27 protein-coding genes, 1 tRNA gene and 1 riboswitch are annotated in these 26,717 nt (G+C 37.4%); of the genes, 2 read left to right on the top strand and 26 right to left on the bottom strand.

What is annotated here, in order from left to right; translation table 11 throughout:
- Positions 1–79: 79 nt before the first annotated feature.
- From MHH85_RS03165 to MHH85_RS03140, 6 genes are all read right to left on the bottom strand, one after another.
- Positions 80–2,053, bottom strand: coding sequence for a glycosyl hydrolase family 28-related protein (locus tag MHH85_RS03165; RefSeq protein ID WP_340705914.1), 1,974 nt, complete (start codon positions 2,051–2,053; stop codon positions 80–82).
- Positions 2,054–2,161: 108 nt separating this feature from the next.
- Positions 2,162–3,310, bottom strand: coding sequence for a galactonate dehydratase (gene dgoD / locus MHH85_RS03160; RefSeq protein ID WP_340705913.1), 1,149 nt, complete (start codon positions 3,308–3,310; stop codon positions 2,162–2,164).
- Positions 3,311–3,342: 32 nt separating this feature from the next.
- The gene (locus MHH85_RS03155) at positions 3,343–3,972 is read right to left on the bottom strand and encodes a bifunctional 4-hydroxy-2-oxoglutarate aldolase/2-dehydro-3-deoxy-phosphogluconate aldolase (RefSeq protein WP_340705912.1); all 630 of its coding nucleotides are present in this window, start codon (positions 3,970–3,972) and stop codon (positions 3,343–3,345) included.
- Positions 3,973–4,007: 35 nt separating this feature from the next.
- Positions 4,008–4,961, bottom strand: a complete 954-nt coding sequence (locus MHH85_RS03150; RefSeq protein WP_340705911.1) for a sugar kinase — start codon at positions 4,959–4,961, stop codon at positions 4,008–4,010.
- A 19-nt stretch (positions 4,962–4,980) separates the two neighbouring features.
- Positions 4,981–5,862, bottom strand: coding sequence for an SMP-30/gluconolactonase/LRE family protein (locus tag MHH85_RS03145; protein WP_340705910.1), 882 nt, complete (start codon positions 5,860–5,862; stop codon positions 4,981–4,983).
- Positions 5,863–5,904: 42 nt separating this feature from the next.
- On the bottom strand, positions 5,905–6,678 hold the full coding sequence (locus tag MHH85_RS03140) for an SDR family NAD(P)-dependent oxidoreductase (protein WP_340705909.1): 774 nt from the start codon (positions 6,676–6,678) through the stop codon (positions 5,905–5,907).
- Positions 6,679–7,150: 472 nt separating this feature from the next.
- Between MHH85_RS03140 and MHH85_RS03135 the strand changes: the two genes are divergently transcribed.
- Positions 7,151–8,404 carry an ROK family protein gene (locus tag MHH85_RS03135; RefSeq protein ID WP_340705908.1) on the top strand — a complete coding sequence of 418 codons (1,254 nt, stop codon included), beginning with the start codon at positions 7,151–7,153 and terminating at the stop codon, positions 8,402–8,404.
- Between the two features lie 201 nt (positions 8,405–8,605).
- Here the strand turns inward: MHH85_RS03135 and MHH85_RS03130 are convergent, their stop codons facing one another.
- The 12 genes from MHH85_RS03130 to MHH85_RS03075 all read right to left on the bottom strand — a co-directional run bounded on the left by MHH85_RS03130 (position 8,606) and on the right by MHH85_RS03075 (position 16,767).
- Positions 8,606–8,875, bottom strand: coding sequence for a hypothetical protein (locus MHH85_RS03130; RefSeq protein ID WP_053416553.1), 270 nt, complete (start codon positions 8,873–8,875; stop codon positions 8,606–8,608).
- A gap of 328 nt (positions 8,876–9,203) precedes the next feature.
- Positions 9,204–9,277, bottom strand: a tRNA-Arg gene (locus tag MHH85_RS03125).
- Positions 9,278–9,348: 71 nt separating this feature from the next.
- Positions 9,349–9,861, bottom strand: a complete 513-nt coding sequence (locus MHH85_RS03120) for a metallophosphoesterase (protein ID WP_340705907.1) — start codon at positions 9,859–9,861, stop codon at positions 9,349–9,351.
- A 3-nt stretch (positions 9,862–9,864) separates the two neighbouring features.
- Positions 9,865–10,467, bottom strand: coding sequence for an XTP/dITP diphosphatase (locus tag MHH85_RS03115; RefSeq protein WP_193740660.1), 603 nt, complete (start codon positions 10,465–10,467; stop codon positions 9,865–9,867).
- Positions 10,464–11,225, bottom strand: coding sequence for a ribonuclease PH (rph, locus tag MHH85_RS03110; RefSeq protein WP_340705906.1), 762 nt, complete (start codon positions 11,223–11,225; stop codon positions 10,464–10,466). The genes MHH85_RS03115 and rph overlap by 4 nt, the downstream gene beginning before the upstream one ends.
- 86 nt (positions 11,226–11,311) lie before the next feature.
- Positions 11,312–12,112 carry a glutamate racemase gene (gene racE / locus MHH85_RS03105; RefSeq protein ID WP_193740662.1) on the bottom strand — a complete coding sequence of 267 codons (801 nt, stop codon included), beginning with the start codon at positions 12,110–12,112 and terminating at the stop codon, positions 11,312–11,314.
- 10 nt (positions 12,113–12,122) lie between these two features.
- Complete coding sequence (locus MHH85_RS03100; protein ID WP_038187608.1) at positions 12,123–12,581, bottom strand: MarR family winged helix-turn-helix transcriptional regulator; 459 nt, start codon at positions 12,579–12,581, stop codon at positions 12,123–12,125.
- Positions 12,582–12,656: 75 nt separating this feature from the next.
- Positions 12,657–12,878 carry a helix-turn-helix domain-containing protein gene (locus MHH85_RS03095; RefSeq protein ID WP_038187611.1) on the bottom strand — a complete coding sequence of 74 codons (222 nt, stop codon included), beginning with the start codon at positions 12,876–12,878 and terminating at the stop codon, positions 12,657–12,659.
- A 75-nt stretch (positions 12,879–12,953) separates the two neighbouring features.
- Entirely contained in the window at positions 12,954–13,397 is a 444-nt protein-coding gene (locus MHH85_RS03090; protein ID WP_340705904.1) for an acyl-CoA thioesterase, read from the bottom strand.
- 162 nt (positions 13,398–13,559) lie between these two features.
- Complete coding sequence (sdhB, locus tag MHH85_RS03085) at positions 13,560–14,336, bottom strand: succinate dehydrogenase iron-sulfur subunit (protein WP_053416559.1); 777 nt, start codon at positions 14,334–14,336, stop codon at positions 13,560–13,562.
- Between the two features lie 2 nt (positions 14,337–14,338).
- Entirely contained in the window at positions 14,339–16,096 is a 1,758-nt protein-coding gene (sdhA, locus tag MHH85_RS03080; RefSeq protein WP_053416560.1) for a succinate dehydrogenase flavoprotein subunit, read from the bottom strand.
- A gap of 62 nt (positions 16,097–16,158) precedes the next feature.
- Entirely contained in the window at positions 16,159–16,767 is a 609-nt protein-coding gene (locus tag MHH85_RS03075) for a succinate dehydrogenase cytochrome b558 subunit (RefSeq protein ID WP_193740664.1), read from the bottom strand.
- A 272-nt stretch (positions 16,768–17,039) separates the two neighbouring features.
- Between MHH85_RS03075 and MHH85_RS03070 the strand changes: the two genes are divergently transcribed.
- Positions 17,040–17,453: a YslB family protein gene (locus MHH85_RS03070; protein ID WP_193740665.1), complete on the top strand. Its 414-nt coding sequence runs from the start codon at positions 17,040–17,042 to the stop codon at positions 17,451–17,453.
- Positions 17,454–17,513: 60 nt separating this feature from the next.
- Here the strand turns inward: MHH85_RS03070 and MHH85_RS03065 are convergent, their stop codons facing one another.
- From MHH85_RS03065 to MHH85_RS03030, 8 genes are all read right to left on the bottom strand, one after another.
- Positions 17,514–18,746 (bottom strand): aspartate kinase, encoded by a 1,233-nt coding sequence (locus MHH85_RS03065; RefSeq protein ID WP_340705903.1) that lies wholly within the window; start codon positions 18,744–18,746, stop codon positions 17,514–17,516.
- 124 nt (positions 18,747–18,870) lie between these two features.
- Positions 18,871–19,052, bottom strand: a riboswitch (Lysine riboswitch).
- Positions 19,053–19,111: 59 nt separating this feature from the next.
- Positions 19,112–20,887 carry an excinuclease ABC subunit UvrC gene (gene uvrC / locus MHH85_RS03060; RefSeq protein ID WP_340705902.1) on the bottom strand — a complete coding sequence of 592 codons (1,776 nt, stop codon included), beginning with the start codon at positions 20,885–20,887 and terminating at the stop codon, positions 19,112–19,114.
- Positions 20,888–21,111: 224 nt separating this feature from the next.
- Complete coding sequence (gene trxA / locus MHH85_RS03055) at positions 21,112–21,426, bottom strand: thioredoxin (protein WP_193740668.1); 315 nt, start codon at positions 21,424–21,426, stop codon at positions 21,112–21,114.
- Between the two features lie 194 nt (positions 21,427–21,620).
- Entirely contained in the window at positions 21,621–22,598 is a 978-nt protein-coding gene (locus MHH85_RS03050) for an electron transfer flavoprotein subunit alpha/FixB family protein (protein WP_193740669.1), read from the bottom strand.
- Positions 22,599–22,630: 32 nt separating this feature from the next.
- Entirely contained in the window at positions 22,631–23,404 is a 774-nt protein-coding gene (locus MHH85_RS03045) for an electron transfer flavoprotein subunit beta/FixA family protein (RefSeq protein ID WP_340705901.1), read from the bottom strand.
- 24 nt (positions 23,405–23,428) lie between these two features.
- Positions 23,429–24,202: an enoyl-CoA hydratase gene (locus tag MHH85_RS03040; RefSeq protein WP_340705900.1), complete on the bottom strand. Its 774-nt coding sequence runs from the start codon at positions 24,200–24,202 to the stop codon at positions 23,429–23,431.
- A gap of 104 nt (positions 24,203–24,306) precedes the next feature.
- On the bottom strand, positions 24,307–24,888 hold the full coding sequence (locus MHH85_RS03035) for a TetR/AcrR family transcriptional regulator (protein WP_193740672.1): 582 nt from the start codon (positions 24,886–24,888) through the stop codon (positions 24,307–24,309).
- A gap of 103 nt (positions 24,889–24,991) precedes the next feature.
- On the bottom strand, positions 24,992–26,680 hold the full coding sequence (locus MHH85_RS03030) for an AMP-binding protein (RefSeq protein WP_340705899.1): 1,689 nt from the start codon (positions 26,678–26,680) through the stop codon (positions 24,992–24,994).
- Between the last annotated feature and the right edge of the window lie 37 nt (positions 26,681–26,717).

Here is a 26,717-nt window from a genome sequence, read left to right as displayed (position 1 = left end):
ATTTTTTTCGAATAATAAATCGAATATAGAGACTGAAAAATGTGTTAAAAATCACGTAATACTAGTGATGTGTCTCATATCAATGTATCAGTCTACTTACTCTATTTTTTATGACGTTTTCTTTAATATTGCCCATCGGCATTTTTGAGAATGAAAGCGATGTATTATAATTTTCTTCAAACTCATTATTTACTATTTTGACATTTTGACAGCCAATCAATTCGAATGTTTTTACATGTTTCTCTTCTTTTATTTCCTCACCAACAATTGTTTCGGGTAGTAATGGATTTACTTCAGGTCGATAGGAATAAATATTGTTATTTGTAAAAGATAGCCCATCAACACTTTTTGCTACAAGAACTGATTCCTCTTCAATATAAAAATCATTGTCTTTAATCTTAATATTTTTGTGTATAGCATTTGTATATGGGGGGATATTATTTCCCATTGTAATTGGGTCTATTCGTATCGCGGCATTTCTCCACTGTGCATTCCCAACTTTAGCAACATAAAATGTATTCGATTGTATTGTAATATCGGTAATCGGACCTGACTCATACCAAAATTCCGAATCGTTCGATAAATATATTGAGTCCATTGCCATATGCTTAAATGTATTATGTTCAATAACAACCTTTTTTCTTGTTGTACATAGAATTCCTCTAGTTGAAATTGTTTCAAAGTGATTATTTTTAATGTGTACCGATGGTGTGAAGGTAATATTTTCAGCAACAAACAACGGTTCATTATTACTTTTCTCTAATAATTCATCGGGAATTGGTTTATCAAACGTAACAGTCATTGAACGCAAGTCATTTCCATGTTGTCCTGGATGTGTAACGGCAACAACTTCATATTTTTCTCCCTCATCAGATCCAGTTGTCAATGTGTCTCTACGATAAAATACAACATGATTTCCAACATAATACTGAGGGAATCCCCCCTGCTGACTTTGTATATAAGCTAACCGCAGTGTATAATCATCAATTTTCTCCTCAACTCGAGTAAAGGTTCCGTGAACATTGATTGGGTCATCGTGTGCATGATTAAACGTACAACCTTCGATATGAATATGCCCGCTAGCCCCAGATACATGGATTAAATCAGCATAACTTGATGTAAAACGTTCACTCTCTTTCCTTGTTTTAAATGTACAATCTATATAAGTAACATTATGTGACATTTGAGTTAACCAACCAAATGCGTGCATATAGTGTACATTTACTTTAGAAATAGATGTGTCTTTGCTTTCCCAGATAAATGCTCCTGCTGTCTCCCTTCTTGGAGTTGAGCAAAACTCGAAAACAAGACCTTGTTTATGTAAGAATGGTCTTCTATCGCCATAAAAAATACGAATTATCGTATCACTCTGCTTAATAACCTTTTTTCGTTCTTCTGAAAATGGACCTAAATTCAGTGAATAACGTCTTGTTAAGTTTCTATCAGGATGATACGCGACAAGTGTCCATGCATCTTTGTGATTCTTATCGGTCCAATAGTACTCCCCATTGCTAGGATTAATCGCACTATACCATGTTACATCTTTCTCATTTTTATCTACTGAAAATGTAAAACAAGCAGGAACATAAAAATCAGTGTATTGCTCACCATTAATTTCTCCAATATCATTAACAGTCATTTCAATAGTTGTAGGATCAGCAAAATCCCATGAGAAATTATGCAGATATATATTTTTAGAGCGTACAACCGCAATTGCCATACAGTCTCCATGAATCATGAAAAGAGACTTGTTTCCATTGATGATAACCTGATTTTGCTCCTCCAATAATAGCGCTATATACTTTAATGGGTATTGGATACTATTTGTGTTCGATGTATGGAATTCTCTTCTTTGTGCAGTTGCTTTTTGAAGTTGATAGGTTCCATATGGGAAATTGATCACAACTTGACCTGTCATATTTTTCGCTGATTCAAATGCATGCCAAATGGCCTCTGTGCTATCTAGTACACCTGTGGGGTCAGCCCCAAAATCTGTTACATCAATTACTTGCTCACATGTCCTTATAACTTCTTCAAAGTCATTTTCCACCATATTATCAATCCTCTCTATCTTATTGAAGGCTTATGGATACGGCTGAAAAATGACGTTGTTAATAACGTCATTTTTCTAAGTATTCAAAAAATAATCACGATGCTCAAACTACCATTCTGCTATAGTTCCATCTTGATGCCTCCAAACCGGATTTCTCCAGTTATGACCAACTTCAGCTTTTTGACGGACATAATCCTCATCTATTTCGATACCAAGCCCCGGGCCAGTTAGATTATCTACATAACCATCCTTATACTCAAAAACTGAAGAATCGCGAAGATAATCCATTAAATCACTACCCTGATTATAGTGAATACCCAGACTTTGTTCTTGAATAACAACATTATGAGCCGTTGCATCAACTTGTAGGCATGCTGAAAGTGCTATTGGACCAAGTGGACAATGTGGTGCAACAGCAACATCATATGCTTCAGCCATTGCAAAAATCTTTTTGCACTCTGTTATACCGCCTGCATGAGAGAGGTCGGGCTGAATAATATCAACATATCCATCAGATAATATCTTCTTAAAATCCCAACGCGAATACATACGCTCACCTGTAGCAATTGGTATTGTTGTAGCATGCGCAATTTCACGTAATGCTTCGTTATTCTCCGCAAGTACAGGTTCCTCAATAAACATTGGCCGAAATACTTCTAGTTCCTTAATGATAGACTTAGCTAATGGTTTATGAATGCGACCATGAAAATCAATTGCAATCCCAAAATCATTTCCAACTGCTTCACGCACAGATGAAACTCTCTCGATAAGGTCATCAATTTTTTTATGAGAATCTAGATACTGCAGTTCTTCTGTCCCATTCATTTTAATCGCAGTAAACCCAGCATCCTTCTTTTCCTTAGCTTGTATCCCTACATCAGCCGGTCTATCTCCACCTATCCAGGAGTATACACGGACAGACTCTCTACAAGCACCGCCTAACAATTGATGAATTGGCGCATTGAAATATTTCCCTTTAATATCCCATAATGCTTGATCGATCCCTGCAATCGCACTCATTAAAATAGGTCCACCACGATAAAAACCAGATCGATACAACATTTGCCAATGATCTTCTATTCTCATTGGGTCTTTTCCTATAAGATATTCACTTAACTCTTCTACGGCAGCTTTCACTGTCCTAGCTCTTCCTTCAACCACTGGTTCACCCCAACCAACTATACCTGAGTCAGTTTCAATTTTTAGGAATAACCAACGAGGAGGAACTACAAAGCATTCCATTTTGGTGATTTTCAATTTTCGTACTCCCTTCTTTTATAAAGCTTTATTTACCCCTTATTTGCCTCAATGAGCAATCGTTTTGCTTTTTTAGTTAGTTGCGTTAAATATTCTTCATTAATTTTTTCATCAGCATTAACAAGGGATGATCCGATTCCACAACCAATCGCGCCAGCTTTAATAAATTGATTAATATTAGTTTCATCTATACCACCGGTCGGTAATAATGGTATTTGCGGAAGAGGTGCAAGAATATTTTTAATATAACTAGTGCCTAAAGATGCCGGGAAAACTTTAATTATATCGCCTCCCGCTTCATAAGCCTTTAGGATTTCTGTTGGTGTGAATGCCCCAGGGATACTGATTGCACCATATCTTTTGGTCATTTTAATTGTCTCTTCATCTACAGTTGGGGACACAATAAACTTTGCACCTGCTAGAATTGCAGCACGAGCAGACTCCGAATCAAGTACTGTACCTGCACCAACTATAACTTTGTCCCCGAATTGGGCCGTTACTTCACTAATCATTGATAGTGCATTTGGTGAGTTTAATGTTATTTCTATTACACTTATTCCACCTTCACTCAATGCACTTACAACTTTTAATATGTCTCTAGGGGGAACATTTCGAATAATAGTTACGATCTTTTGTTCTTGAATTGATGATAAAATATTCATAATGTATTCTCCTTAATTTTTTCCTCGTTTGCTAATCAACGTAAAACATCATCTGAACTAAAAGATTGAGTAAATTTTGCTAAACCCTCTCGATCTAGTAAACCTTCAATATCACCACTTACAGTGGTTACAACCGCTCCAATTATACAAGCCCTAGCAACTGCCTCACTTATTGGCAACTCGTCAAGAAGCCCTGAAATAAACCCTGCCGCAAATCCATCCCCTGCACCAACGGGATCCACTACTTTTTTAATATGGAATGCGGGTACATATTCACTTTCGCTACCAGTAGAATAATAAGCACCTTTTTCTCCAAGCTTAATAACAACCTTCTCTGCACCAAGATTATGAAAGGACTGGGCAATTTTTTGAGGGCTACTTTCATTAAATAAGAATTTACCCTCTTGTAGGCCTGGTAAAATGATATTAGATTTCTCTGCAATTGCTAACAGTGTTTTTTTTGCAATAACCTCATCCCATAGCTTTGTACGCAAGTTTGGATCAAATACGACAGGCACATTATGTTGTTTTGCGATATTAATCGAATAAAAAATGGTCTCTTTGCATGACTCACTCAGGGCTGGTGTAATACCAGTAATATAAAGATATTTTGATTTAGCAATATATTCTTCGCTTACATCATTTGGAGTTAATTTACTTGCTGCTGAATAATTTCGGTAATAATGAACTTGTATATGCTCTTCATTTAAATATTCTTTAAAGAGCAAACCTGTTGGTGAATTAAGGGATATATTAACTTGGGAAGTATCTACCCCCTCTCCACGAATAGACGAAAGAATAGCTAATCCAAATTCATCATTTCCAACGTTACTTATCCAACCTGTCTGATGTCCTAACTTTGCTAAACCAATCAGTGTGTTAGTCTCCGCACCTGCAACTCTTTTTGAAAATTGTTTAGCATATCTCATTTGTCCATTTGTATTCGGCGTAAACGATACCATCGTTTCTCCTATACTAACAACATCCATTTTTTCACCTCATCTAGGTTTACTGACTACCATAATGATTTGCTGGCAACCCTTTTACACTAGTCTTCACTTTAAATAGCCCTCCTGATTGAGGATAGGCAGCAAGATCATCCTCATTAAGACCATCCCTTGCAGTCGTTATAAATAATTCATCCAAATTTTCACCACCAAACGTACAGGACGTTACATTCTTAGCGGCTATTTGTATCGTATCTAAAAGCTTACTACTATAGGGATCCCAGCGAGAAACCATCGCCCCTCCCCAATGTGCTACCCAAATCATTCCCTCCGCATCTATCGTCATTCCATCAGGACTTCCCATTTCCACAGGAATTTCCGCACCAGTTCCATGATATGAAATATTCCCCGTAGTTTCTTCATAATTATAGGTAGATACTTTATTAGTAGGAGTATCAATAAAGTACATAAATTTTTTATCTGGGCTCCATGCGATACCGTTAGAAATACTAACTGGTGATAAAACCTTTGTGATCCTCCCGTCTGTATCAAATCGATATAATGAACCACAATCCTTTTTACCATCCAAATCCATTGTCCCAGCCCAAAAGCGTCCCTTTGAATCACATTTCCCGTCATTAAAGCGATTACTTACTTTATCTTCTTCGGGATTACATATTTTAGTTAGCCGATTCAAAGCAATGTTATACCTATATAGCCCATGTTGCATGGCCAATATTAATTGCCCCGGTTGCTCCGGGACTACCGCGCTAATAAATTGATCAAATTGAATTGTATGATTATCATTTTTTTCCGGGTCATGGATATGTAATTTCGCCCCTATAATATCTACCCAATATAATATATTTTTTTTGTGATCCCAATGAGGTCCTTCCCCAAGTGCCGATTGAGAATCTAAAACCAACATCGCCTTATTTTCCATTCACTTGCCTCCTCACATTTAAAATGAACATGATTTATTTATTTAAGAATTATACAATCTCGAGGTGACTCCCCCATCTATTACAAGATCAGAACCTGTTACCATTTCAGCTTCATCCGAAGCAAGATAAACAGCCAATCTACCAATATCATAGGGAGTAGAGATTCTTGGTGTTGCATGAAGCGAAAGTACGTACTCATTAACCTCTATTGGGTCCTCATGGTTACTTAGCCACTTTTGATGATGTGGTGTATCAGTAAAACCAGGACATATCGTATTTACTCGAATTCCGTATTTCCCTAAACTTAAAGACATACTCCTACTCATTCCGTTTACCCCTGCTTTAGCCGCAGCATAAACTTCAGTATCAGGTAAAGTTGAAATTGAATGGTTAGAGGAAATATTTATTATTGATCCTCTATTTTTTTGCATCATGTATTTTGAAACATATTTACAACAAAGAAAAGTTCCTTTTAAATCAATATTTATTACAGTATCCCAATCTTCTGTAGTGATATCTTGCAATGGTTTAAATAACGTAACCCCGGCATTATTTACTAATGTGTCTATCTTTCCGTAGCGACCAATTACTTCATTTACCATATTTTCAATATTTCCTTCATCAGCTACATCTGTTTTAATGAAATGCGCCTTCCCACCTGCATTATTAATTGCGGCTTCAACTGCCTTACCATTTGCAACATTTAGTTCAGCAATCACAACAGTTGCTCCTTCTTTTGCAAACTCTTGTGCAATTCCTTGGCCCATACCTTGACCAGCCCCCGTTACAATCACTACGTAATCTTCTAATTTCATAGTTTCTCCTACTTTCAAATAAGTATTATTTCACTGAACCTTTAGCTACTCTCTCTACAAAAACATTGTAAAAGTATTAAAATTGCATCCATTGACAATGTGATAATTACTGACTCAACCACTGTATACGCCTATGAATATCCAAATAAACTCATATAAAGAAGTGAGTAATCACTGGGAAGAGCGCTCATGTCTTAGCTACTTGTAAGACACAATGCAAAAGAAATTTATTCCTTGATTTCAAAAAAGAATAGTCTACAACAGCAACAAACCACGAAAATCAAATTACGGAAAAATCAGACTATTCAGTAATTAATATATACTTTACTAAGTTCACTTTATAAAGTCAATAATAATTGCATTTATCCAATTGTATTTATTTGTAGTATTATAGAGTTACTATTACTGTATTTACTGATTTCGCTATGCGAAAATTGAATTATAAAATATAAATAAGGAAAGTGTGATTCTATTGTCAAATAATCAAAAGTTTGATAGAGATATGATGCGTCAAACGAACTCTTCATTGGTCCTTAGGATGCTAAAAGAAAAAGAGGTATTATCTAAAACAGAGTTATCCAAAATCACGAAGCTAACAGTTCCATCAATTACAAGTATCCTTTCAGAACTTGAAAGTTATGACCTAATAAATACACTTGGCCAAACACCGATAAAACGTGGTCGCTTTCCCGTTATGTACCAACTAAACTTTAATGCTTTCTACATAATTGGTATTACGATTCATTCTGAATCCATTAAAATAGTTATTATAAACTTGAATGGACAAGTAAAAAATAGTCTCACAAAACCATTCGGTAATAATATCGATTCCGACCATGTACTTGAAGAAGTAAGACTTTTAGTTGAAGACATCATAAAAAAGTCAAAAATCAAAAAAAATAAAATAATTGGGGTCGGGGTTGGAATGCACGGGATTGTCGACCCATTTAACGGGATTGCTATCTATCCGCCTCACCTCGGTTGGCGTGACGTACCTATTTCCGAAATCCTAGAAAAAAAATTAAACTTACCTGTTCTTGTAGATAGTGACTGTAATGTTCTCGCTCTTGCTGAACGTTGGTTTGGTAAAGGGGTCGATCAAAATTCCTTTATTGTTATGAATGTAGATTATGGGATTGGAACTGGGATTATGATCTCCGGTAATCTCTTTCACGGAGCAGACTATGGAGGTGGACAAATTGGTCATATAACTGTAATTGGAGACGGACTTAAATGTTCTTGTGGAAACTACGGCTGTCTCGAAACCGTAGCAAGCGAGTCAGCAATATTAAATGGGGTACGAAAAAAGATTAACCAGGGATTTGATAGCATATTATTAGAATTAACAAATAATCACCCTGATTCAATAACCTTAGAACATATTTTTAGAGCAGCAACTATTGGCGATGATTTGTCTAAACAGGCACTGAAAGAAGCAGGACACTATCTAGGGATTGGAATTTCTACATTAGTAAATCTTTTTAATCCTCAGCAAATTATCTTGACAGGCGAAGTCTCTATTGGGAACGAATTTATTATTCAACCTTTAGAAGATGCCGTTAACCAAAAATCACTATATACAAATACCCGGAATCTTGAAATTACTACTTCAAACCTCGGAAGTTTTTCGGGTGCAATTGGTGCCTCAACTTTGTGGATAGATGCGTTATTTAATGGGAAGTTAAAAATGGACGAACTTCTTCAAAAGAGGGACATGAAGAATTAAGTATAGATATCCAACAAGAATTGAAAAAAGAAAGAAATAGCTACCTTTCTGAACATATTACATATATCTTTTAGCCATCTCAAAAAGGTACACCTTTTTGGGTGAAGCGAAAGAAGATAGAAAAAGAGGAGAAGAATTACTTATAATACAGTAATCCTTCTCCTCTTTCTTATTCATTTTTAGTCGATATTATTTAATCAATCATTTTTCACTATTAACTATATTAAGGCACCAAGAGAAATTGTCCCAAGCAGAATACCAGCCGTTGAAAAGTTCTGAGGAATCATCCCAACGAACATCGAATTTCTTTTGTCCATCTATATCTACTAAATACAAAGAGAGAGTCTCATCAACCTTAGAAACAGCTAGCTTCATACCGTTTTGAAGTTCTTCTTCACTAAATTGAACGTCTGAAACCGGACGTAGCTGTGCCTGTTCAAATACTTGTTTGTTACTGATTATGTAATTCATAATAAACCTCCAATAAAACTTTCAATTAATTTTAAGTTCCTACTTTATCTGCAAATTATAGGACTATAAAAGTATACCCTATATTCATTCAGCAATGAAAATAATAAAAAATGAGCTTGGCTCTTTTCAATTGAATCTAACCTTAAGACGTGTCTAGCGACTTTATATAAACTTCTAACCTATTCAAATAAATCGGAAGATAATCTAGTTCATATACATAAAATATTGTGGGAACAAAAAAGGGATTCAGATTCAATGACCGAAGCCCTGACCTGATCCCTAATGTTTATATACACTGTTATACCAACGTACATAGTGTATATTATTACGTCCCAGGAGGGATTCGAACCCCCGACCGACGCCTTAGAAGGGCGCTGCTCTATCCAGCTGAGCTACTGAGACAAATGTGCAATCCCGCGTTCCAACGGGAAAGACAATACTTAGTATATATCAGATATTTGAAAGTGTCAACATTATTTTTTTAGTATAGAAAAATTCTTTTGTGTAATGGTTTCATTTGTTTCTGTTTTGAATGTAACTTGCCACTGTGTACCGTCAAAATCGATGATTGCATAGCTCTTTTCTATACGACCTCTAGGCATGCGAAGGCTTCCTGGGTTAACAAACAACGTATCATCTATTAACTCCGCTCCTAGCACGTGTGAGTGGCCAAATAACACGAGGTTAGCACCTACTTCTGCCGCACGATATGAAAGTGGTAATAGAGTCAGTTTGACGTTGTATAAATGGCCGTGTGTCATATAGATTTTTTGTCCATCTATTTCTTCAATGACGTCTTCTGGAAATTGCTTATCGTAATCGCAATTCCCTCTTACTTTGTACATATTACGTAATTCATCAGCATTAAAAGATAGTTCACTATCGCCGCAATGGAACACAGCATCGATATCCTGAACATTTGAAACGACTTGTTCTATAACGGCAGCGTCACTGTGGGTGTCACTCATTACTAGAATTCTCATCATTTATCACTCCACTTCTGATACCCAAGTTGGCAATTGATCCGCTAATAAACGAATGGCATTACCTCGATGGGAAATGGCTCCTTTTTCAGCAGGTGTTAACTCTGCCATAGCTTTGTTAAGTTGTGGTACAAAGAAGATTGGGTCATAACCGAAACCATTTGTACCGCGTTTTTCTGTTAAAATCAAACCTTCGCAAGTACCAAAAACAGTTGTTGTTTCTTGATTTGGTCCAGCAATAGCTAGTGCACAACAAAAACGTGCAGTACGATCTTCTTCTTTTACACCTTCAAGGTTTTTCAATGCTTTTTGCATATTTGCCTCATCATCATGATCACCTGCATAACGCGCTGAGTACACACCTGGTTCACCGTTTAATGCATCAATTTGTAGGCCACTATCATCAGCAATGACGATTTTACCAAGTAAGTTAGCTACTGTTTCAGCTTTTAAAATGGCGTTCTCTTCGAAAGTTGTCCCTGTTTCTTCGATTTCTAAATCAGGTGCTACATCAAATAATGTTACGACTTCAAAGCCTAAAGGACCGAAAATTGCTTCAAAATCCTTCGCTTTCCCTTTATTTTTTGTTGCGATTACGACTTGTTTCATTTTACTGCCTCCATATTACGTTCAATGCGTAGTGCTACTTCACCTAACACTTCTTTTTGAGAACTGATTAATTGTTGAACGCCTAATTCACCTAATGCTAAAAGCTCATTTAATTGTTCACGAGTAAATGTAGATTCTTCACCAGTACCTTGTAGCTCTACAAATTGTCCTTTACCTGTTTGAACAATATTCATATCCACTTCTGCTGCCGAGTCTTCAAGATAATTTAAATCTAAAATAGCGCCCTCTTCAGCTGCGATACCTACACTTGTTGCTGCTAAGAAATCTTTTAATGGGTAGTGCGTAATTTTACCTGCGTCTTGTAGTTTCGCTACTGCATCTGCCATTGCCACAAAGGCACCTGTTATAGAAGCCGTACGAGTGCCTCCATCTGCTTGAATAACATCACAGTCGACCCAAATTGTTCTTTCCCCAAGTTTTTCCAAATCCACAACCGCACGTAAAGCTCGTCCAATTAAACGTTGGATTTCCATTGTACGACCGCCGATTTTACCAGCTGATGCTTCTCGACGAGTTCGTGATTCAGTTGCTCTTGGTAACATTGAATACTCTGCTGTTACCCAACCTTTTCCTTCACCTCGCATAAATGGTGGTACTTTTTCTTCAATCGTTGCATTACAAATAACTTTCGTATTCCCTACTGTTATTAAAACAGAGCCTTCTGGGTGCATTAAATAGTCCTTGTCCATTTGAATCGGTCTTAGCTCGTCTTTTTTACGTCCATCATTTCTTGTCATGATGTACCTCCAATTATGTTGTTTTTATTCATAGTAAAACCCCGAAATGTCCATCATTTCGGGCTTTTACTATATTATTTACGCTATTACTTTTTTAAAGTAATTCTTTTCACTTGTATCTTCTGAAGTGGTAGCCATTTGTTCGCAATTAATTGGAACATCGGCACAGAGCCCGTCGTAAAGAAACGGTGCTCTGGTGCTAATTGTTCCATTCTTGCGATATGATGATAACTCAGTAGATCTTGGACGTCCTTAGCTGTTTCTTCTGCTGAAGAGACAACATGAACATGTTCACCTACTGTCTGTTCAATATTCCGCTGAATAAGTGGATAATGTGTACAGCCTAAAATAACCGTATCAAAACTTGTTTGATGTAATGGTTGTAAACTTTCTTTTACTAACTGGTCAGCAAATTCCCCTTCGTACTCGCCACTTTCCACTAAAGGAACAAATGACGGGCAGGCTAGTGATGTTACTCTACTAGATGAAGAAAGTGAATAGAGCGCCTCATCATATGCACCACTCTTCACTGTGCCCTCTGTACCAAGGACTACAATGTCATGGCTTTTCGTCGCTTTAATCGCCGCTCTAGCACCTGCATTAATAACACCGATAACTGGGAACGGACATTTCTTTTGCAAGCTTTCTAAAGCAACTGCAGTTGCGGTATTGCAAGCAATGACAAGCATTTTAATATTCATTTTTGACAATGCGTCCGCCATTTGCCATGTAAAGGTTCTCACTTGTTCTTGTGAACGTGGTCCATACGGGCATCTTGCAGTATCACCAATATAATATATGGATTCGTTCGGTAGTAATCGTAGCATTTCTTTTACAACGGTTAGTCCACCAACACCTGAATCAATCACTCCGATGGGAGCATTCACGTTAACCGCCTCAATCCTGGTTCATTTCGTTATATAGTTTGTGTAGTAATCTTGATAATTCTAGTACTTCTGTTTCACTAAAATCTGTTACGATGTCGTTTAAGTATTTTTGACGTTTTACAATCACTTCTTCAATTATACGTTCGCCTTCTTCTAATAGATGGATTCGAACAACTCGACGATCCTCATTGTCACGTATACGTTTAACAAGCGCATTTTTTTCCATGCGATCGACTAAATCAGTTGTCGTGCTAAACGCTAAATACATTTTATTTGATAAATCTCCAATTGTCATGTCACCAATCTCATGCAGCCATTGTAACGCAATGAATTGCGGAGGTGTAATTGTATAGTTACTTAATATTTCTCGACCTTTCTGCTTAATTAATGCCGAAATATGTCGAAGCTCTTTTTCCAAAAATGCTACTTGTTCAGCATCATGTGTGGACTTTGGATCTTGATTTGTCATGTGAACCTTCACTCCTCAAAAGGATTACTTATCCCTTTATTGTGAAGTGTTTTGACGAAAATGGCAAGAGCACAATCATCCTAAAGACAATTCTCCTAGTCGAAGAAGCTCAATCATCGCTTGTGCACGGCCTGACACACCGAGTTTCTGGATAGTATTGGAAATATGATTGCGCACAGTTTTTTCACTTATGTGAAGTTGTGTGGCTATTTCCTTTGTCGAAAAGTCTTTTACTAGTAATTGAAAAATTTCCCGTTCACGCTTTGTTAGCAATGAACGATGATGTGAATGACTCATCACACGCGGCCCTCCAATCCCCTCTTCCATGTAGCGTATGTCGGAAGTAGCAAAGCGGTGACGGCTATTCAAATTTTATGCTTGAACACTTTGTAATTGCGTTTCATTCCACTGTATAGACTTTCCAGTTTGGCGGCTCATTTGCACAATTGTTCCACGTCCTGTAAAGCATATCTCTTCCATATTATTGATTGCTAAATAATGTAGATCTAATGATGAGTTGCCGATATTCTCTATTTTTACAAAAATACTCAATTGCTCTTCAAAGTACACTTGCTTCACATAATCGCATTGAATATCTGCCACAACAGGAATAGCTCCTTCATCTCCTTGCGTCCATTTTCCCATTAAACCAAGATGCTTTAGAAATTCAATTCGAGCATATTCAAAATATGTGATTGGTACTGTATTATTCATATGTCCAAACATATCAGTCTCTGAAAACCTTACTTGCACAGGTACTGAAAATGAAAACCCCTTTTTCCATTCTTCCATATTATTAATGTATGATGATTGCATGATATTTCCCCCTTTGAAAAATGAACAGTTATTCATTTAATTATAACAGAAAATTCCAACGACAAACACGGATAAATATTTTATTGATAACACAAAAACAGCTTCACACAAAAGTGTGAAGCTGTTTTAAAAGTTTCTAATCTGTTACTTTTCAATAATAGATTAGTCCACCATATGGTCAGAACCAAAGAAGTTTTTGAACATTTGTACTGTAGTAGCACGGTTCAAAGATGCGATAGAAGTAGTCAAAGGAATACCTTTTGGACATGCAACTACACAGTTTTGAGAGTTACCACAGTTAGCAAGACCGCCTTCGCCCATGATAGCTGCTAGACGTTCGTCTTTGTTCATTGCACCTGTTGGGTGAGCATTAAATAAACGCACTTGTGAAAGTGGAGCTGGTCCCATGAAATCAGAATGAGTATTCACGTTAGGACATGCTTCAAGACAAACACCACAAGTCATACATTTAGATAATTCATAAGCCCATTCACGTTTGCGTTCTGGCATACGTGGACCTTCACCAAGATCATAAGAACCATCGATTGGAACCCATGCTTTAACTTTTTTAAGTGAATCAAACATGCGGCTACGGTCGATTTGTAGGTCACGAACGACAGGGAAAGTGCTCATTGGTTGTAATTTAATAGGTTGTTCTAGTTGGTCAACTAACGCTGAACATGATTGACGAGGACGACCGTTAATAACCATTGAACATGCACCACAAACTTCTTCAAGGCAGTTCATGTCCCATGAAACTGGAGATGTATTTTTACCATCAGCAGTTACTGGATTACGTTGAATTTCCATTAATATAGAAATTACGTTCATACCATGACGGTAAGGTACGTTGAATTTTTCCCAATATGGTTGTGAATCCGTTGTATCTTGACGTTCAATTTCTACACTAATATATTTCGTTTCAACTGCTTGTCCCATGATTATTTATCCCCTTTCTTTGCAGAATAGTCACGTTTACGTGGTGGAATTAACGAAACATCAACTTCTTCGTAGCTTAATTTAGGCTCAGTAGAAGGAGTGAATTCCGCTATAGTAGTTTTCAAGAAGTTTTCATCATCACGTTCTGGGAAGTCTGGTTTATAGTGTGCTCCACGACTTTCATCACGATTTAGCGCACCTAAAGTAATAACACGAGCAAGAGCCATCATGTTTTTCAACTGACGAGTGAATTGTACACCTTGGTTACTCCATTTAGCAGTATCGTTAATGTTGATGTTGTTATAGCGTTCTTGTAATTCCATGATTTTATTATCTGTTGCTCTTAATTTATCGTTGAAACGTACAACAGTAGCGTTAGCTGTCATCCATTCACCAAGTTCTTTGTGAAGTAGGTATGCATTTTCGTTACCGTCTAATTTCAATGTATCATCCCATTTTTGCTGTTCTTCAGCAACTGCGGAATCGTAAATTGAAGAAGGAAGATCATCTACATGTTTTTCAAGACCTTTGATGTAGTTAACAGCGTTTGGTCCTGCAATACTACCACCGTAGATAGCTGATAGTAATGAGTTAGCTCCTAGACGGTTACCACCGTGTTGAGAGTAATCACATTCACCTGCAGCAAATAGACCTGGAATAGTTGTATGTTGATCGTAATCTACCCATAGACCACCCATTGAATAGTGAACTGCTGGGAAGATTTTCATTGGTACTTTATGTGGATCATCACCTACGAATTTTTGGTAGATTTCAATGATACCACCAAGTTTAATGTCAAGTTCATGTGGATCTTTGTGAGAAAGATCAAGATAAACAACGTTTTCACCGTTGACACCAAGTTTTTGGTTAATACAAACGTCAAAAATTTCACGTGTTGCAATATCACGCGGTACTAAGTTACCGTATGCAGGATATTTTTCTTCTAAGAAGTACCAAGGTTTACCGTCTTTGTAAGTCCAAATACGGCCACCTTCACCACGTGCAGATTCTGACATTAGACGAAGTTTATCGTCGCCAGGAATTGCTGTAGGGTGAATTTGGATGAACTCACCGTTCGCGTATTTAGCACCTTGTTGGTAAACGATAGATGCTGCAGAACCAGTGTTAATCATTGAGTTTGTTGATTTACCGAAGATAATACCAGGACCACCACTTGCCATGATCACTGCGTCAGAACGGAATGCTTTGATTTCGTGAGTTGTAAGGTTTTGTGCTTTAATCCCTTTACATACTCCTTCGTCATCAAGAACTAGTCCTAAGAATTCCCAACCTTCGTATTTCGTTACTAAGCCTTCTACTTCCCATTTACGAACTTGTTCGTCTAGAGCGTATAGAAGTTGTTGTCCAGTTGTCGCACCAGCAAATGCTGTACGGTGCATTAATGTACCACCGAAACGACGGAAATCTAATAAACCTTCTGGTGTACGGTTAAACATAACACCCATACGGTCAAATAAATGGATGATTCCTGGTGCCGCATCAGCCATTGCTTTTACTGGTGGTTGGTTCGCTAAGAAGTCCCCACCGTAAACTGTATCATCAAAGTGGACCCATGGAGAATCCCCTTCACCTTTTGTATTAACAGCACCGTTGATTCCGCCCTGTGCACAAACAGAGTGTGAGCGTTTTACTGGTACTAATGAGAATAATTCAACTTCTGTGCCCATTTCGGCTGCTTTCATAGTAGCCATTAAACCAGCAAGACCGCCGCCAACGACTATCAATTTGCTTTTAGCCATGATATTTCTCACTCCTCTTTCAATTAGTAATCAAGCGCTTACATGATTTTAAGTGCACTGCCTTATACGAATGCAAGTAAAGCCGATACGCCGACTACAGATAACACTAAGAAAATTAAAATAGTAACATATGTTGCGATTTTTTGAGATTTTGGAGATTGAGTAATTCCCCAACTTACTAAGAATGCCCAAATACCGTTAGCTAAGTGGAAAGTTGCTGAAATAATACCAGCGATATAGAATGCTACCATCCAAGGATTAGATAGAACATCTGCCATCATGTTGTAATCAACTTCAGTTCCAAGTGCTTTTTGGATACGAGTTTGGAAAATATGCCAAGCGATAAATACAACTAGGAATACTCCTGTGAAACGTTGTAATACGAACATCCAGTTACGGAAAGTGCCAAAACGTTTAGTGTTTGGTTGTGCAGTGAAGGCTATGTACACACCATAAAAAGCATGGAACATTAATGGAATGTAAATTACAATCCATTCTAGAGCCCATAAGAATGGGAGACTCCCCATAAATTCACTTGCTGCGTTAAATGATTCTGCACCGTTTGTTGCTGTAAAGTTAATAAACAAGTGTTGCGTCAAGAACAGTCCAACTGGAATAATTCCAAGAAGTGAATGCAGTCGACGCCAATAAAACTCTCGATCTTTCGACAAAACTGTTACCCCCCTTAATACTGAAAATAGACAGACAAACAACTACCAACGCTTTCCAACGCGGTATCCATTGACTGCATATTTCATCATGGTACAATATTATGACAAGTTCATTGTACTCTCATCATGGCAGAGCGTCAAGGTAACTAGCACTATTTCTAGGTACCTTTAAATCACTCTTTTTTCTCGTAAACACATAAATATTCTACCAGAAAACGCTATTCTCTAACTCTGACAAAAATTAGACAAAATTAATTGAAAGAAGGCCAATCATGTCATCTACTAACACTCAACACTTCCCATTATTTGGTTACGAACTAATCAGAGATCACGTTCTCTCGTCTGTTCTTGGAAAAAACGAGGAAGATATCCTATATTGGTGCGGCAAAGAGTTAGCCCGCAAGTTTCCTTTATACAGCATGGAAGAAGCTGTTTCATTTTTCCAAGAAGCAGGATGGGGAGAGCTTTCTATAGAAAAACAATCGAAAGATGAAACGTTTTACACTCTCACTGGAGATCCTGAGGCTATGCAATTTGATAAACGTTGCTTCCGTCTTGAAAGTGGTTTCCTAGCAGCTCAACAAGAGAAAATCAGTGGTTTCTTAACAGAATGCTACGACGAAAAGAAAGCAAAACGTGGGCTTGTACGATTCCATGTTAAATGGGATCTAAAAGACAAACTATAGAAAGAAGCTGACTAAATATCTATTCAAGATGGCTAGTCAGCTTCTTATTATTTTATATAATTAAACTTGGATCGCTAGACTAGCTGCCAATTCAAATTCATCGTGTAATGCGTTTGCAGTCAATAACATCGATTCTTGTGGGATGACAACAGAAATTTTAATTTCAGAAGTACTTACCATTTTTAATGTAATGTTTTCTTTATGTAATCGATCGAACATTTTTGCGGCTACGCCAGGATTAGATACCATACCAGAACCTACAATCGATACTTTAGCAACATCCTCTTCGTAATTTACGTGACAATAACCAATTTTAGATTTATTTGCTTCTAATACTCTAGCGGTATCTGCTAAATTCTCTTTTGTAATAGTAAATGATACCGAAGGCTCTACCCCTTCTAGTATAGTTTGGACGATAATATCAACGTTAATATGATTATCAGCTAAAACTGTGAAAATATTGACTAAAGAACCTTTATAATTCCCCTCGTAACCTACCGTTACACGAACAATATCTGACATAAACGCTACTCCACGTACAACTAAATCTTTTTCCACTTCAACTTCCTCCTTCATAATTGTCCCTTCATCTTCTACATAACTAGAGCGAACTTCTAATGGGATATTGTAGTTTTTTGCAAACTCTACGGCACGTGGATGTAAGACACCTGCTCCTAAATTTGCTAATTCTAACATTTCATCATATGACAGTTCTTGTAGTTTGCGAGCTTTTGGAACATAACGTGGATCTGAAGTGTAAACACCATCAACATCTGTATAAATATCACAGCGCTCGGCACCTAATGCTGCAGCTAAAGCAACTGCTGTCGTATCTGATCCTCCGCGACCTAAAGTTGTAATATTGTTATTACTATCAACCCCTTGGAAACCTGCAACTACCGCAACCTGGCCTTTATCCAATGCTTTTCGCACATTTTCAGATTGGATTTCAACAATGCGAGAATCACTTGGAATTCCTTCAGTTAAGATTCCAGCTTGCCAACCTGTGAAGGACTGTGCTGATAGCCCTAAATTTTGCAATGCCATCGATAATAATGAGATAGTCACCTGCTCACCTGTTGTTAAGAGCGTATCCATTTCTCGTTTCGATGGATTTGGCATAATTTCATGTGCCATCTCTACTAGCTTATCCGTCGTTTTGCCCATTGCTGAAACAACTACGACAATGTCATAGCCCTTTTCTTTCTCTTTCTGAATGCGCTTTGCCACATGCAATACGCGTTCAATCGTTGCAACTGATGTACCACCAAATTTGAAAACTAAACAACTCACCCATAACCTCTCCCTTATTTGTTATGACGACCGTATTCACAATTACATCTTATGAAAAAAGCAGCCTTTCACACGTTTCCGTGTGAAAAGCCGCCTCATAGCATGCACGTTCAAAAGAACATTCATGTGAGATAGCCCTCCAGAACCGAAACGGATCTGACAATTCTACACTTGTTAAATGTAGAACCAGTAATAAATTGGAAATAGTCAATTTACCACTTCGGCGGCCTCCCCTTTCATCAGCAGTCATAGGATCTACTCATCCTCTTGCTAATTACTCTTGAAATCCGCGCCTCTATCATCACTAAATAGTGATTATTTATAATAGTAATGTTACCTTAACATAATTTTCAGATTACTACAATTTATTTTTCAGAAAAATGAGTAAATATGGTTTGAGCTAGTTTTTTTGGTACATTCGCAGCAATTAATTCTTCATATGTTGCCTCACGAATTTTTTTCACGGATCCAAATTGTTTGAGAAGCTGTTGCTTTCGTTTTGGACCAATCCCTTCAATTTCATCAAGAACAGATGTAATGGCATTCTTCTCATGTAATTGGCGATGAAAGGTAATAGCAAAACGGTGAACTTCATCTTGAATTCTTTGTAAAAGATAAAATGCTTCACTCGTTCTCTTCAATGGAATAATTTCTGGCGGCGAGCCGTACAGCAATTGAGAAGTTTGGTGTTTATCATCTTTTGCTAAACCTGCAATAGGAATATCTAAACCAAGCTCATCTTCTAAGATTTCTCTTGCCACTTCCATTTGTCCTTTCCCACCATCAATAACGATTAAATCGGGTAAAGGCAAGCCATCTCTTAATACTCGAGTATATCTTCGGCGAATAACTTCTCGCATTGCACCGTAATCGTCATGCTTTGCAGCAACCTGAATTTTATATTTTCGATAATCCTTTTTGCTCGCCTTACCGTCAATAAAAACTACCATTGCTGAAACGGCATCCGCACCGAAAATATGAGAGTTATCAAATGATTCTATGCGAAGCGGTATCGCAATATTCATCGCATTTCCCAATTCTTCGCAGGCACCTATTGTCCTTTTTTCTTGACGCTCAAGTAACTGGAACTTCTCAGAGATAGCAATTTGAGCATTTTTACTCGCTAAATCAACAAGTTCTTTTTTCTTTCCCCTTTGAGGAATTGTCACTTTTACATCAAGGACTGTAGCTAGAAGGTCTCCTTCAATATTCGTAGGTATAAAGATTTCCTTCGGCTTGATATGTTCTGCCTGTTCATAAAAGCGTCCCACAAATGTTAAGAATTCTTCCTCAGGGTCTCTATAAATCGGGAATAACGAAACATCTCTTTCAATCAACTTTCCTTGTCGTACAAAGAATACTTGGATACACATCCAACCTTTATCAACTGCATAACCAAAAACATCACGATTAGTTAAATCAGTAAGCGTAATCTTCTGGCGTTCCATGACAGTTTCAATATGGGTAATTTGATCTCGATATTCTTTTGCTCGTTCGAACTCTAATTTTTCAGCTGCATCGAGCATTTTTGTATTTAATTCTTCTTTAACTTCCCCGTAGCCGCCATTGAGAAAACTCGTAATATCTTGAATTATCTCTTGATATTGGTCTTTCTCAACTTCTTTTACACAAGGAGCTAGACATTGTCCTAAATGATAATATAAGCAAACTCGATTCGGTAAATTTGTACATTTCCTTAGCGGATATAGACGATCAAGTAATTTTTTCGTTTCATTTGCAGCAAAGCTATTTGGATAAGGTCCAAAGTATTTACCATTATCTTTTTTTACTTTGCGGACTATAAGAAGTCGAGGATGCTTCTCGTTCGTTATTTTAATATATGGGTACGTCTTGTCATCCTTCAGCATAATGTTGTATTTCGGATCATGTGTTTTAATGAGGTTTAATTCTAAGATAAACGCCTCTAAATCCGAAGATGTCACGATGTATTCGAAGTCTTCTATTTCACTAACAAGACGTTGCGTTTTACCATCGTGGCTGCCTGTGAAATAAGAACGTACGCGATTTTTTAATACTTTAGCTTTGCCGACATAAATAATTGTACCTTGACGATCCTTCATCAAATAACAACCAGGTTGGTCAGGTAAAATGGCTAACTTTTGCTTTAGTAATTCGTTCATCTTATCACCTTCTTAGAAAAGTGCGGGCACCTTAGCCAGTTCCGATAATCATAGACGAATTGACATATAGGTTGCTCTTTAACCTCCATATCAAATGAGTTTTTGAGCTCGAGGGCTAGGCACTGCATCTAAATTCTATACAAAATAGTTTTAATCTCTATATAATTGTAAAAAAAACCGGGAACCATTGTAGGAACCCGGTTTGATATTCATTTTTTCAAAGATTAAGCGTGTTTTTGAATGAATTCAGCTAATGCTTCTTTCGGTTGGAAACCAACAGTTTTATCAACTGGCTCTCCGTCTTTGAATAATAAAAGAGTTGGAATTGACATAATGCCGAACTTGCTTGCTGTTTCTTGGTTTTGGTCTACATCAACTTTAACAATTTTAGCTGCACCATTTAATTCAGAATCTAGTTCTTCTAAAACAGGAGCGATCATTTTACAAGGTCCGCACCAAGTTGCCCAAAAGTCAACTAGTACTAAACCTTCTGCGATATCATGTGAAAAGCTTTCATCTGTTGCGTGTACGATTGCCATATTAAATATCCTCCTTCAACTTACGTATAACGGTAGTATAGCATGGATGAAAAACACTAGCGACTGTTATGCTTATAACAGCATTATTTTGCAATAACGATAGTAAAATACGTCTATCACACGTTAGTATGGATGCTTGGATAAAGAAAACCCTGTAAATAGTATGACCGTTTACAGGGTTTAGAAGCAATTATTTATGCGTTTACTAATAATTTTTTGAACTCTTCTGTAAGCATCGGGATAACTTCAAAAAGATCTCCAACGATACCGTAGTCAGCTACTTTAAAGATATTCGCTTCTGGATCTTTGTTGATCGCAACGATTACTTTTGAGTTAGACATACCAGCTAAATGTTGAATTGCTCCTGAAATACCAGCAGCGATATAAAGATCCGGTGTAACAACTTTACCAGTTTGACCAATTTGCAATGAATAATCGCAGTAATCAGCATCACACGCTCCACGTGAAGCACCGACAGCGCCACCTAGTACATTAGCAAGCTCTTTTAATGGCGCAAAACCGTCTTCGCTTTTCACACCACGACCACCAGCTACTACTACTTTCGCTTCTGATAAATCAACGCCCTCTGTTGATTTGCGAACAACTTCTTTAATAATAGTACGTAGATTCGTAATATCTACAGTAATTGAAGACACATCACCTGAACGAGATTCATCTTTTGCTAGAGGAGCAATGTTATTTGGACGGATTGTCGCAAACACAAGTCCTTCTTTCACTTGCACTTTTTCAAATGCTTTACCAGAATAGATTGGACGGATGAAAACTACTGCATCATCTTCCCCTTCAATATCTGTAACATCTGATACTAAACCACTTTGTAATTTACTAGCTAGTTTTGGAGAAAGATCTTTACCTAGAGCAGTATGACCGAAAACGATTGCTTCTGGTTGCTCTTGCTCAGTAACTGCCATAAATGCTTGGCTAAAGCCGTCAGAAGTATACTGTTTTAAATGTGGGTGTTCAACAGTCACTACACGGTCTGCACCGTTTTGAATAAGTTCCTGGGCAAGATTCGCTACAGCGTCTCCGATTAGAACGCCAACAACTTCTCCGCTACCAGACACTTTTTTTGCAGCTGCAATAGCTTCGAATGATACATTTCTTAAGCTTCCTTCGCGTACTTCACCTAATACTAATACTTTTTTAGACATGTTATGTCCCTCCCATACAATTTAAAATCAGCTTAAACGACTTTCGCTTCTGAATGTAATAGACTAACAAGCTCTTTCACTTGATCAGATAAATCGCCTTCTAATACACGTCCAGCTACTTTTTGAGCTGGTAAGTAAATTTCAACTGTTGTAGTTTTTGCTTGAACATCATCTTCGTCAATATCTAAATCATCTAATTCTAGCTCTTCAAGAGGCTTTTTCTTCGCTTTCATAATACCAGGTAAAGATGGGTAACGAGGTTCGTTTAAACCTTGTTGTGCTGTCACTAGAAGTGGTAATTCTGCTTCAAGAACTTCTGAATCCCCTTCTACGTCACGAACGATTTTCGCTGTTTTGCCATCGATTTCAAGTTTAGTAATTGTTGTTACATAGTTAATACCTAGTAATTCTGCAACACGTGGACCTACTTGACCTGAGCCACCATCAATAGCAACGTTACCACCTAAAATAAGGTCTGCATCTTTATCTTTTAAGTATTCAGCTAAAATATATGCTGCTGAGAATTGATCAAGCTCATCTAAATCATCTTCAGTGTTGATTAAGACTGCTTTATCAGCTCCCATTGCTAAAGCTGTACGGAGTTGTTTTTCTGCATCTTCTCCGCCGAGAGTAACAACTGTTACTTCGCCGCCTTGTGCATCACGAACTTGAATAGCTTCTTCGATTGCGTATTCATCGTATGGGTTGATGATGAATTCAGCTCCATCTTCTTGGATTGCCCCACCAGTTACAACAATCTTTTCTTCTGTGTCAAAAGTACGTTTTACTAATACAAAAATGTTCATTCAACTAACCTCCTAATACTATTTTTATTTTCCTGTGAAAGTTGGTTCACGTTTTTCGATGAATGCTTGGATACCTTCTTTGGCATCCCCAGACATGAAAACGGTTCCAAAAGCTTTTGCCTCAGCTTCAATGCCTTCATAGAATGAAGTATGTTTAGCATATTGCATCATATCAATCGCAGCTTTTAGAGCAACTGAGCTTTTCTTCGCAATACGTTTCGCTGTCGCAATCGTTTGAGGTAGTAACTCCTCATCAGAGAAGGCAGCATTTGCTAAGCCCCACTTGACAGCCTCAGTTCCTGATATTGGATCACTAGTGAACATCATTTCTGCTGCTTTTGCTACCCCAACATATCGAGGTAAACGCTGTGTACCACCAAAACCAGGAATTAACCCTAATTGTAATTCAGGTAATCCTAATTTCGCGTTTTCAGTCACATAGCGGAAATGACAGCTCATCGCTAGCTCAAGTCCCCCACCTAAAGCAGCGCCATGAATTCCAGCAATAACTGGCTTAGAGAATTTCTCTAAACGTTCAAAAACATCTTGTCCATTAGCAGATAATTTTACAAATTCAGCACCTGATGTAACATCTGTAAATTCTTTAATATCTGCACCTGCTGAGAAGAATCTTCCCTCTCCATGCAATACAATGACTCGGACTGAATCATCGTGCTCTACAGCAGTTAAAAGTTCATTTACTTCTAAAATTAGACCCCGCGATAAAGCATTAGCAGGTGGGCGCTGAATCGTTGCAATTGCAACCCCATCTTCAACTGTCCAACGTAAAAATTCCATACTCCCATTTCCCCCTTTGCATTTGGCTATGTAAGTAGTTTCCTAGTTGAATCGAAGCAATGGATTGGCTACTACCAATTCAACCAATTGATTTTTACAATTGCCTATGCTTTTATTCCATTGAGTATTAAATGTTGTACTTTTGGTGCTAGCGCAGTTAAATCATATTTATGATCATTCATGACCCACGATGTTGTTACTTCATCAATCGTTCCAAAAATGAGCTGACGAGCAAGTCGTAGATCCATCTCTGGATTGAATTCTTTCGTCTCCATACCTTCTACTAATATTTCATCAAGTAATATTAAATACTCTCTTAATATCGTATTAATTTTGAGACGAACATCTTTATTAGACTGACGAAGCTCTAATTGAGTAACTGTAGCCAAATGATGATCTCCTGCTAGTACCCGGAAATGATTCTCAATCATCGCATTTAACTTTTCAGACGATGACTTTCCATCTCTAATTATACACTGTAAATTTTCTACAAACACAGACATTTTTTCCTTAAATACTGAAATTAATATGTCTTCTTTGTTTTTAAAGTATAAATAGATTGTTCCATCAGCGACGCCTGCCTGTTTAGCAATCTTGGAAACTTGTGCATGGTGATAACCATTTTCCGCAATTACAATAACGGCCGCATCGATAATTTGTCTATACTTCGGTTTATCTTTCTTCAATACGATCACCACCATATAAAAAATGAAAATATGAATGACTATTCATTCATATTTTCATCTTATAATTTCATTTTACACTTGTCAAGCCGACTTGTCATTATTTTCACATAATTTTCTGTATTCTTTCTTTATCTTCATCTTGTAAAGTACGGCGAAGTATTTTTCCAACAGCTGTTTTTGGTAATTCATCGCGGAATTCATAAATACGCGGCACTTTAAATGCTGCCAAGTTTTCTCTGCAATACTTATTGAATTCTTCTTCCGTCACTTTCATGCCTTCTTTTAATACGATGAAGGCTTTAACTGTTTCACCGCGATATGGATCAGGTACACCGAGTGCTACACATTCCTGTACGGCTTCATGCTCATATAATACTTCCTCTATTTCTCTAGGATAAATATTGAATCCACCCGCAATGATAATATCCTTTTTCCGATCAACAACATAAAAGTAGCCTTTGTCATCCATATAGCCTAAATCTCCAGTTAAAAACCAGCCATCGCGCATCGCCATTTCTGTGTCTTCCGGACGGTTCCAGTATCCTTTCATCACTTGAGGTCCTTTCACAGCAATTTCACCAATCTCGCCAATCGGTAGTGGCTCTGTTGAATCTACTTGGAGAATAGCTGCGTCTGTGTTCGGCCAAGGAACGCCGACAGAACCTTTTACACGTTCATTATGCCAAATAAAGTTACAGTGTGTTACAGGTGATGTTTCTGTTAAACCGTATCCTTCTACAAGCTTGCCGCCGGTAATCTTTTCGAATTTCTCTTGTACTTCAATTGGCAATGGTGCCGAACCACTCATGCACGCCTTGATAGAAGATAAGTTATATTTCGCTATATCTGGATGATTTAATAAACCAATATAGAGGGTAGGCGCACCTGGGAAAAGCGTTGTTTTTTGTTTTTGTATCGTTTTTAACGTTGTTTCAACATCAAATTTCGGTAATAGTACCATTTTGTCTCCGCGCATAACCGACAATAATAATACCGTAGTCATTCCGTATACATGGAAAAATGGCAGTACACCCATAATTACTTCTTCACCTGGTATACACTCAGACATCCATACACTACACATTTGTACGTTCGCAATTAAGTTTTTATGCGTTAACATAACTCCTTTAGGATAACCGGTTGTACCGCCTGTATATTGCAATAATGCAATGTCCTCTTCAATGTTAAAATCTAAAGCGATTGGTTCAGTCGTGCTTACTCTCATAATTTCTGTAAATAAATGATTGCTACCACTATGCTCAACTGTAACCTTAAAGCCATATTGCTTCTTTTGAATAAATGGATACACTAAATTTTTCGGGAAAGGTAAGTAATCCTTAATCGCTGTAATAATGACATGTTCTAAATGTGTGTCCTTCATAACCTTTGCGATACGCGGATATAAAATATCTAAAGATAAAATTACTTTTGCGCCAGAATCTTTCATCTGGTATTCAATTTCTCTTTCTGTATAAAGCGGGTTTGTTTGAACGACAATTCCTCCGGCATATAGCACCCCAAAATAACCTATAACGCCTTGAGGACAGTTTGGTAGCATAATGGCTACGCGATCACCTTTCTCAATACCAATGGATACTAAATAATTGGCGAACTTTAATGAGCTCTCATACAACTCTTTGTACGTAACGTCCTTCCCCATAAAATGAATCGCAACTTTGGAAGGTGTCTTGCTGCTCGCTCTTGTCAAATACTCTTGCAAAGGAATTGCTTCATATTCCAAAGTTGTTGGAATATTATTCGGATAATTTGACAGCCAAATCTGTTCAGTCATGCTCCATTCCCCCTTTGTTATAAAATTATAAGAATAC

The sequence above is a fragment of the Viridibacillus sp. FSL E2-0187 genome (genome assembly GCF_038006425.1).
Taxonomy (GTDB): domain Bacteria; phylum Bacillota; class Bacilli; order Bacillales_A; family Planococcaceae; genus Viridibacillus; species Viridibacillus arvi.
Note: the sequence above shows the minus strand (reverse complement) of the source record. Positions and strands in the feature narration are given on the sequence as shown.

What these genes read in the sequence shown, in the direction of transcription:
- MHH85_RS03150 (WP_340705911.1), bottom strand. Translation starts at nt 4,961, where the DNA reads ATGGATGTTGTTAGTATAGGAGAAACGATGGTATCGTTTACGCCGAAT.
- MHH85_RS03165 (WP_340705914.1), bottom strand. Translation starts at nt 2,053, where the DNA reads ATGGTGGAAAATGACTTTGAAGAAGTTATAAGGACATGTGAGCAAGTA.
- rph (WP_340705906.1), bottom strand. Translation starts at nt 11,225, where the DNA reads ATGACAAGAAATGATGGACGTAAAAAAGACGAGCTAAGACCGATTCAA.
- MHH85_RS03130 (WP_053416553.1), bottom strand. Translation starts at nt 8,875, where the DNA reads ATGAATTACATAATCAGTAACAAACAAGTATTTGAACAGGCACAGCTA.
- MHH85_RS03095 (WP_038187611.1), bottom strand. Translation starts at nt 12,878, where the DNA reads ATGAGTCATTCACATCATCGTTCATTGCTAACAAAGCGTGAACGGGAA.
- sdhA (WP_053416560.1), bottom strand. Translation starts at nt 16,096, where the DNA reads ATGGCTAAAAGCAAATTGATAGTCGTTGGCGGCGGTCTTGCTGGTTTA.
- MHH85_RS03145 (WP_340705910.1), bottom strand. Translation starts at nt 5,862, where the DNA reads ATGGAAAATAAGGCGATGTTGGTTTTAGATTCTCAATCGGCACTTGGG.
- uvrC (WP_340705902.1), bottom strand. Translation starts at nt 20,887, where the DNA reads ATGAACGAATTACTAAAGCAAAAGTTAGCCATTTTACCTGACCAACCT.
- MHH85_RS03030 (WP_340705899.1), bottom strand. Translation starts at nt 26,680, where the DNA reads ATGACTGAACAGATTTGGCTGTCAAATTATCCGAATAATATTCCAACA.
- MHH85_RS03090 (WP_340705904.1), bottom strand. Translation starts at nt 13,397, where the DNA reads ATGCAATCATCATACATTAATAATATGGAAGAATGGAAAAAGGGGTTT.
- MHH85_RS03140 (WP_340705909.1), bottom strand. Translation starts at nt 6,678, where the DNA reads ATGAAATTAGAAGATTACGTAGTGATTGTAACGGGGGCTGGTCAAGGT.
- MHH85_RS03070 (WP_193740665.1), top strand. Translation starts at nt 17,040, where the DNA reads ATGTCATCTACTAACACTCAACACTTCCCATTATTTGGTTACGAACTA.
- MHH85_RS03155 (WP_340705912.1), bottom strand. Translation starts at nt 3,972, where the DNA reads ATGAATATTTTATCATCAATTCAAGAACAAAAGATCGTAACTATTATT.
- MHH85_RS03115 (WP_193740660.1), bottom strand. Translation starts at nt 10,467, where the DNA reads ATGAAACAAGTCGTAATCGCAACAAAAAATAAAGGGAAAGCGAAGGAT.
- sdhB (WP_053416559.1), bottom strand. Translation starts at nt 14,336, where the DNA reads ATGGGACAAGCAGTTGAAACGAAATATATTAGTGTAGAAATTGAACGT.
- MHH85_RS03120 (WP_340705907.1), bottom strand. Translation starts at nt 9,861, where the DNA reads ATGATGAGAATTCTAGTAATGAGTGACACCCACAGTGACGCTGCCGTT.
- MHH85_RS03100 (WP_038187608.1), bottom strand. Translation starts at nt 12,581, where the DNA reads ATGACAAATCAAGATCCAAAGTCCACACATGATGCTGAACAAGTAGCA.
- MHH85_RS03040 (WP_340705900.1), bottom strand. Translation starts at nt 24,202, where the DNA reads ATGGAATTTTTACGTTGGACAGTTGAAGATGGGGTTGCAATTGCAACG.
- trxA (WP_193740668.1), bottom strand. Translation starts at nt 21,426, where the DNA reads ATGGCAATCGTACACGCAACAGATGAAAGCTTTTCACATGATATCGCA.
- MHH85_RS03050 (WP_193740669.1), bottom strand. Translation starts at nt 22,598, where the DNA reads ATGTCTAAAAAAGTATTAGTATTAGGTGAAGTACGCGAAGGAAGCTTA.
- MHH85_RS03045 (WP_340705901.1), bottom strand. Translation starts at nt 23,404, where the DNA reads ATGAACATTTTTGTATTAGTAAAACGTACTTTTGACACAGAAGAAAAG.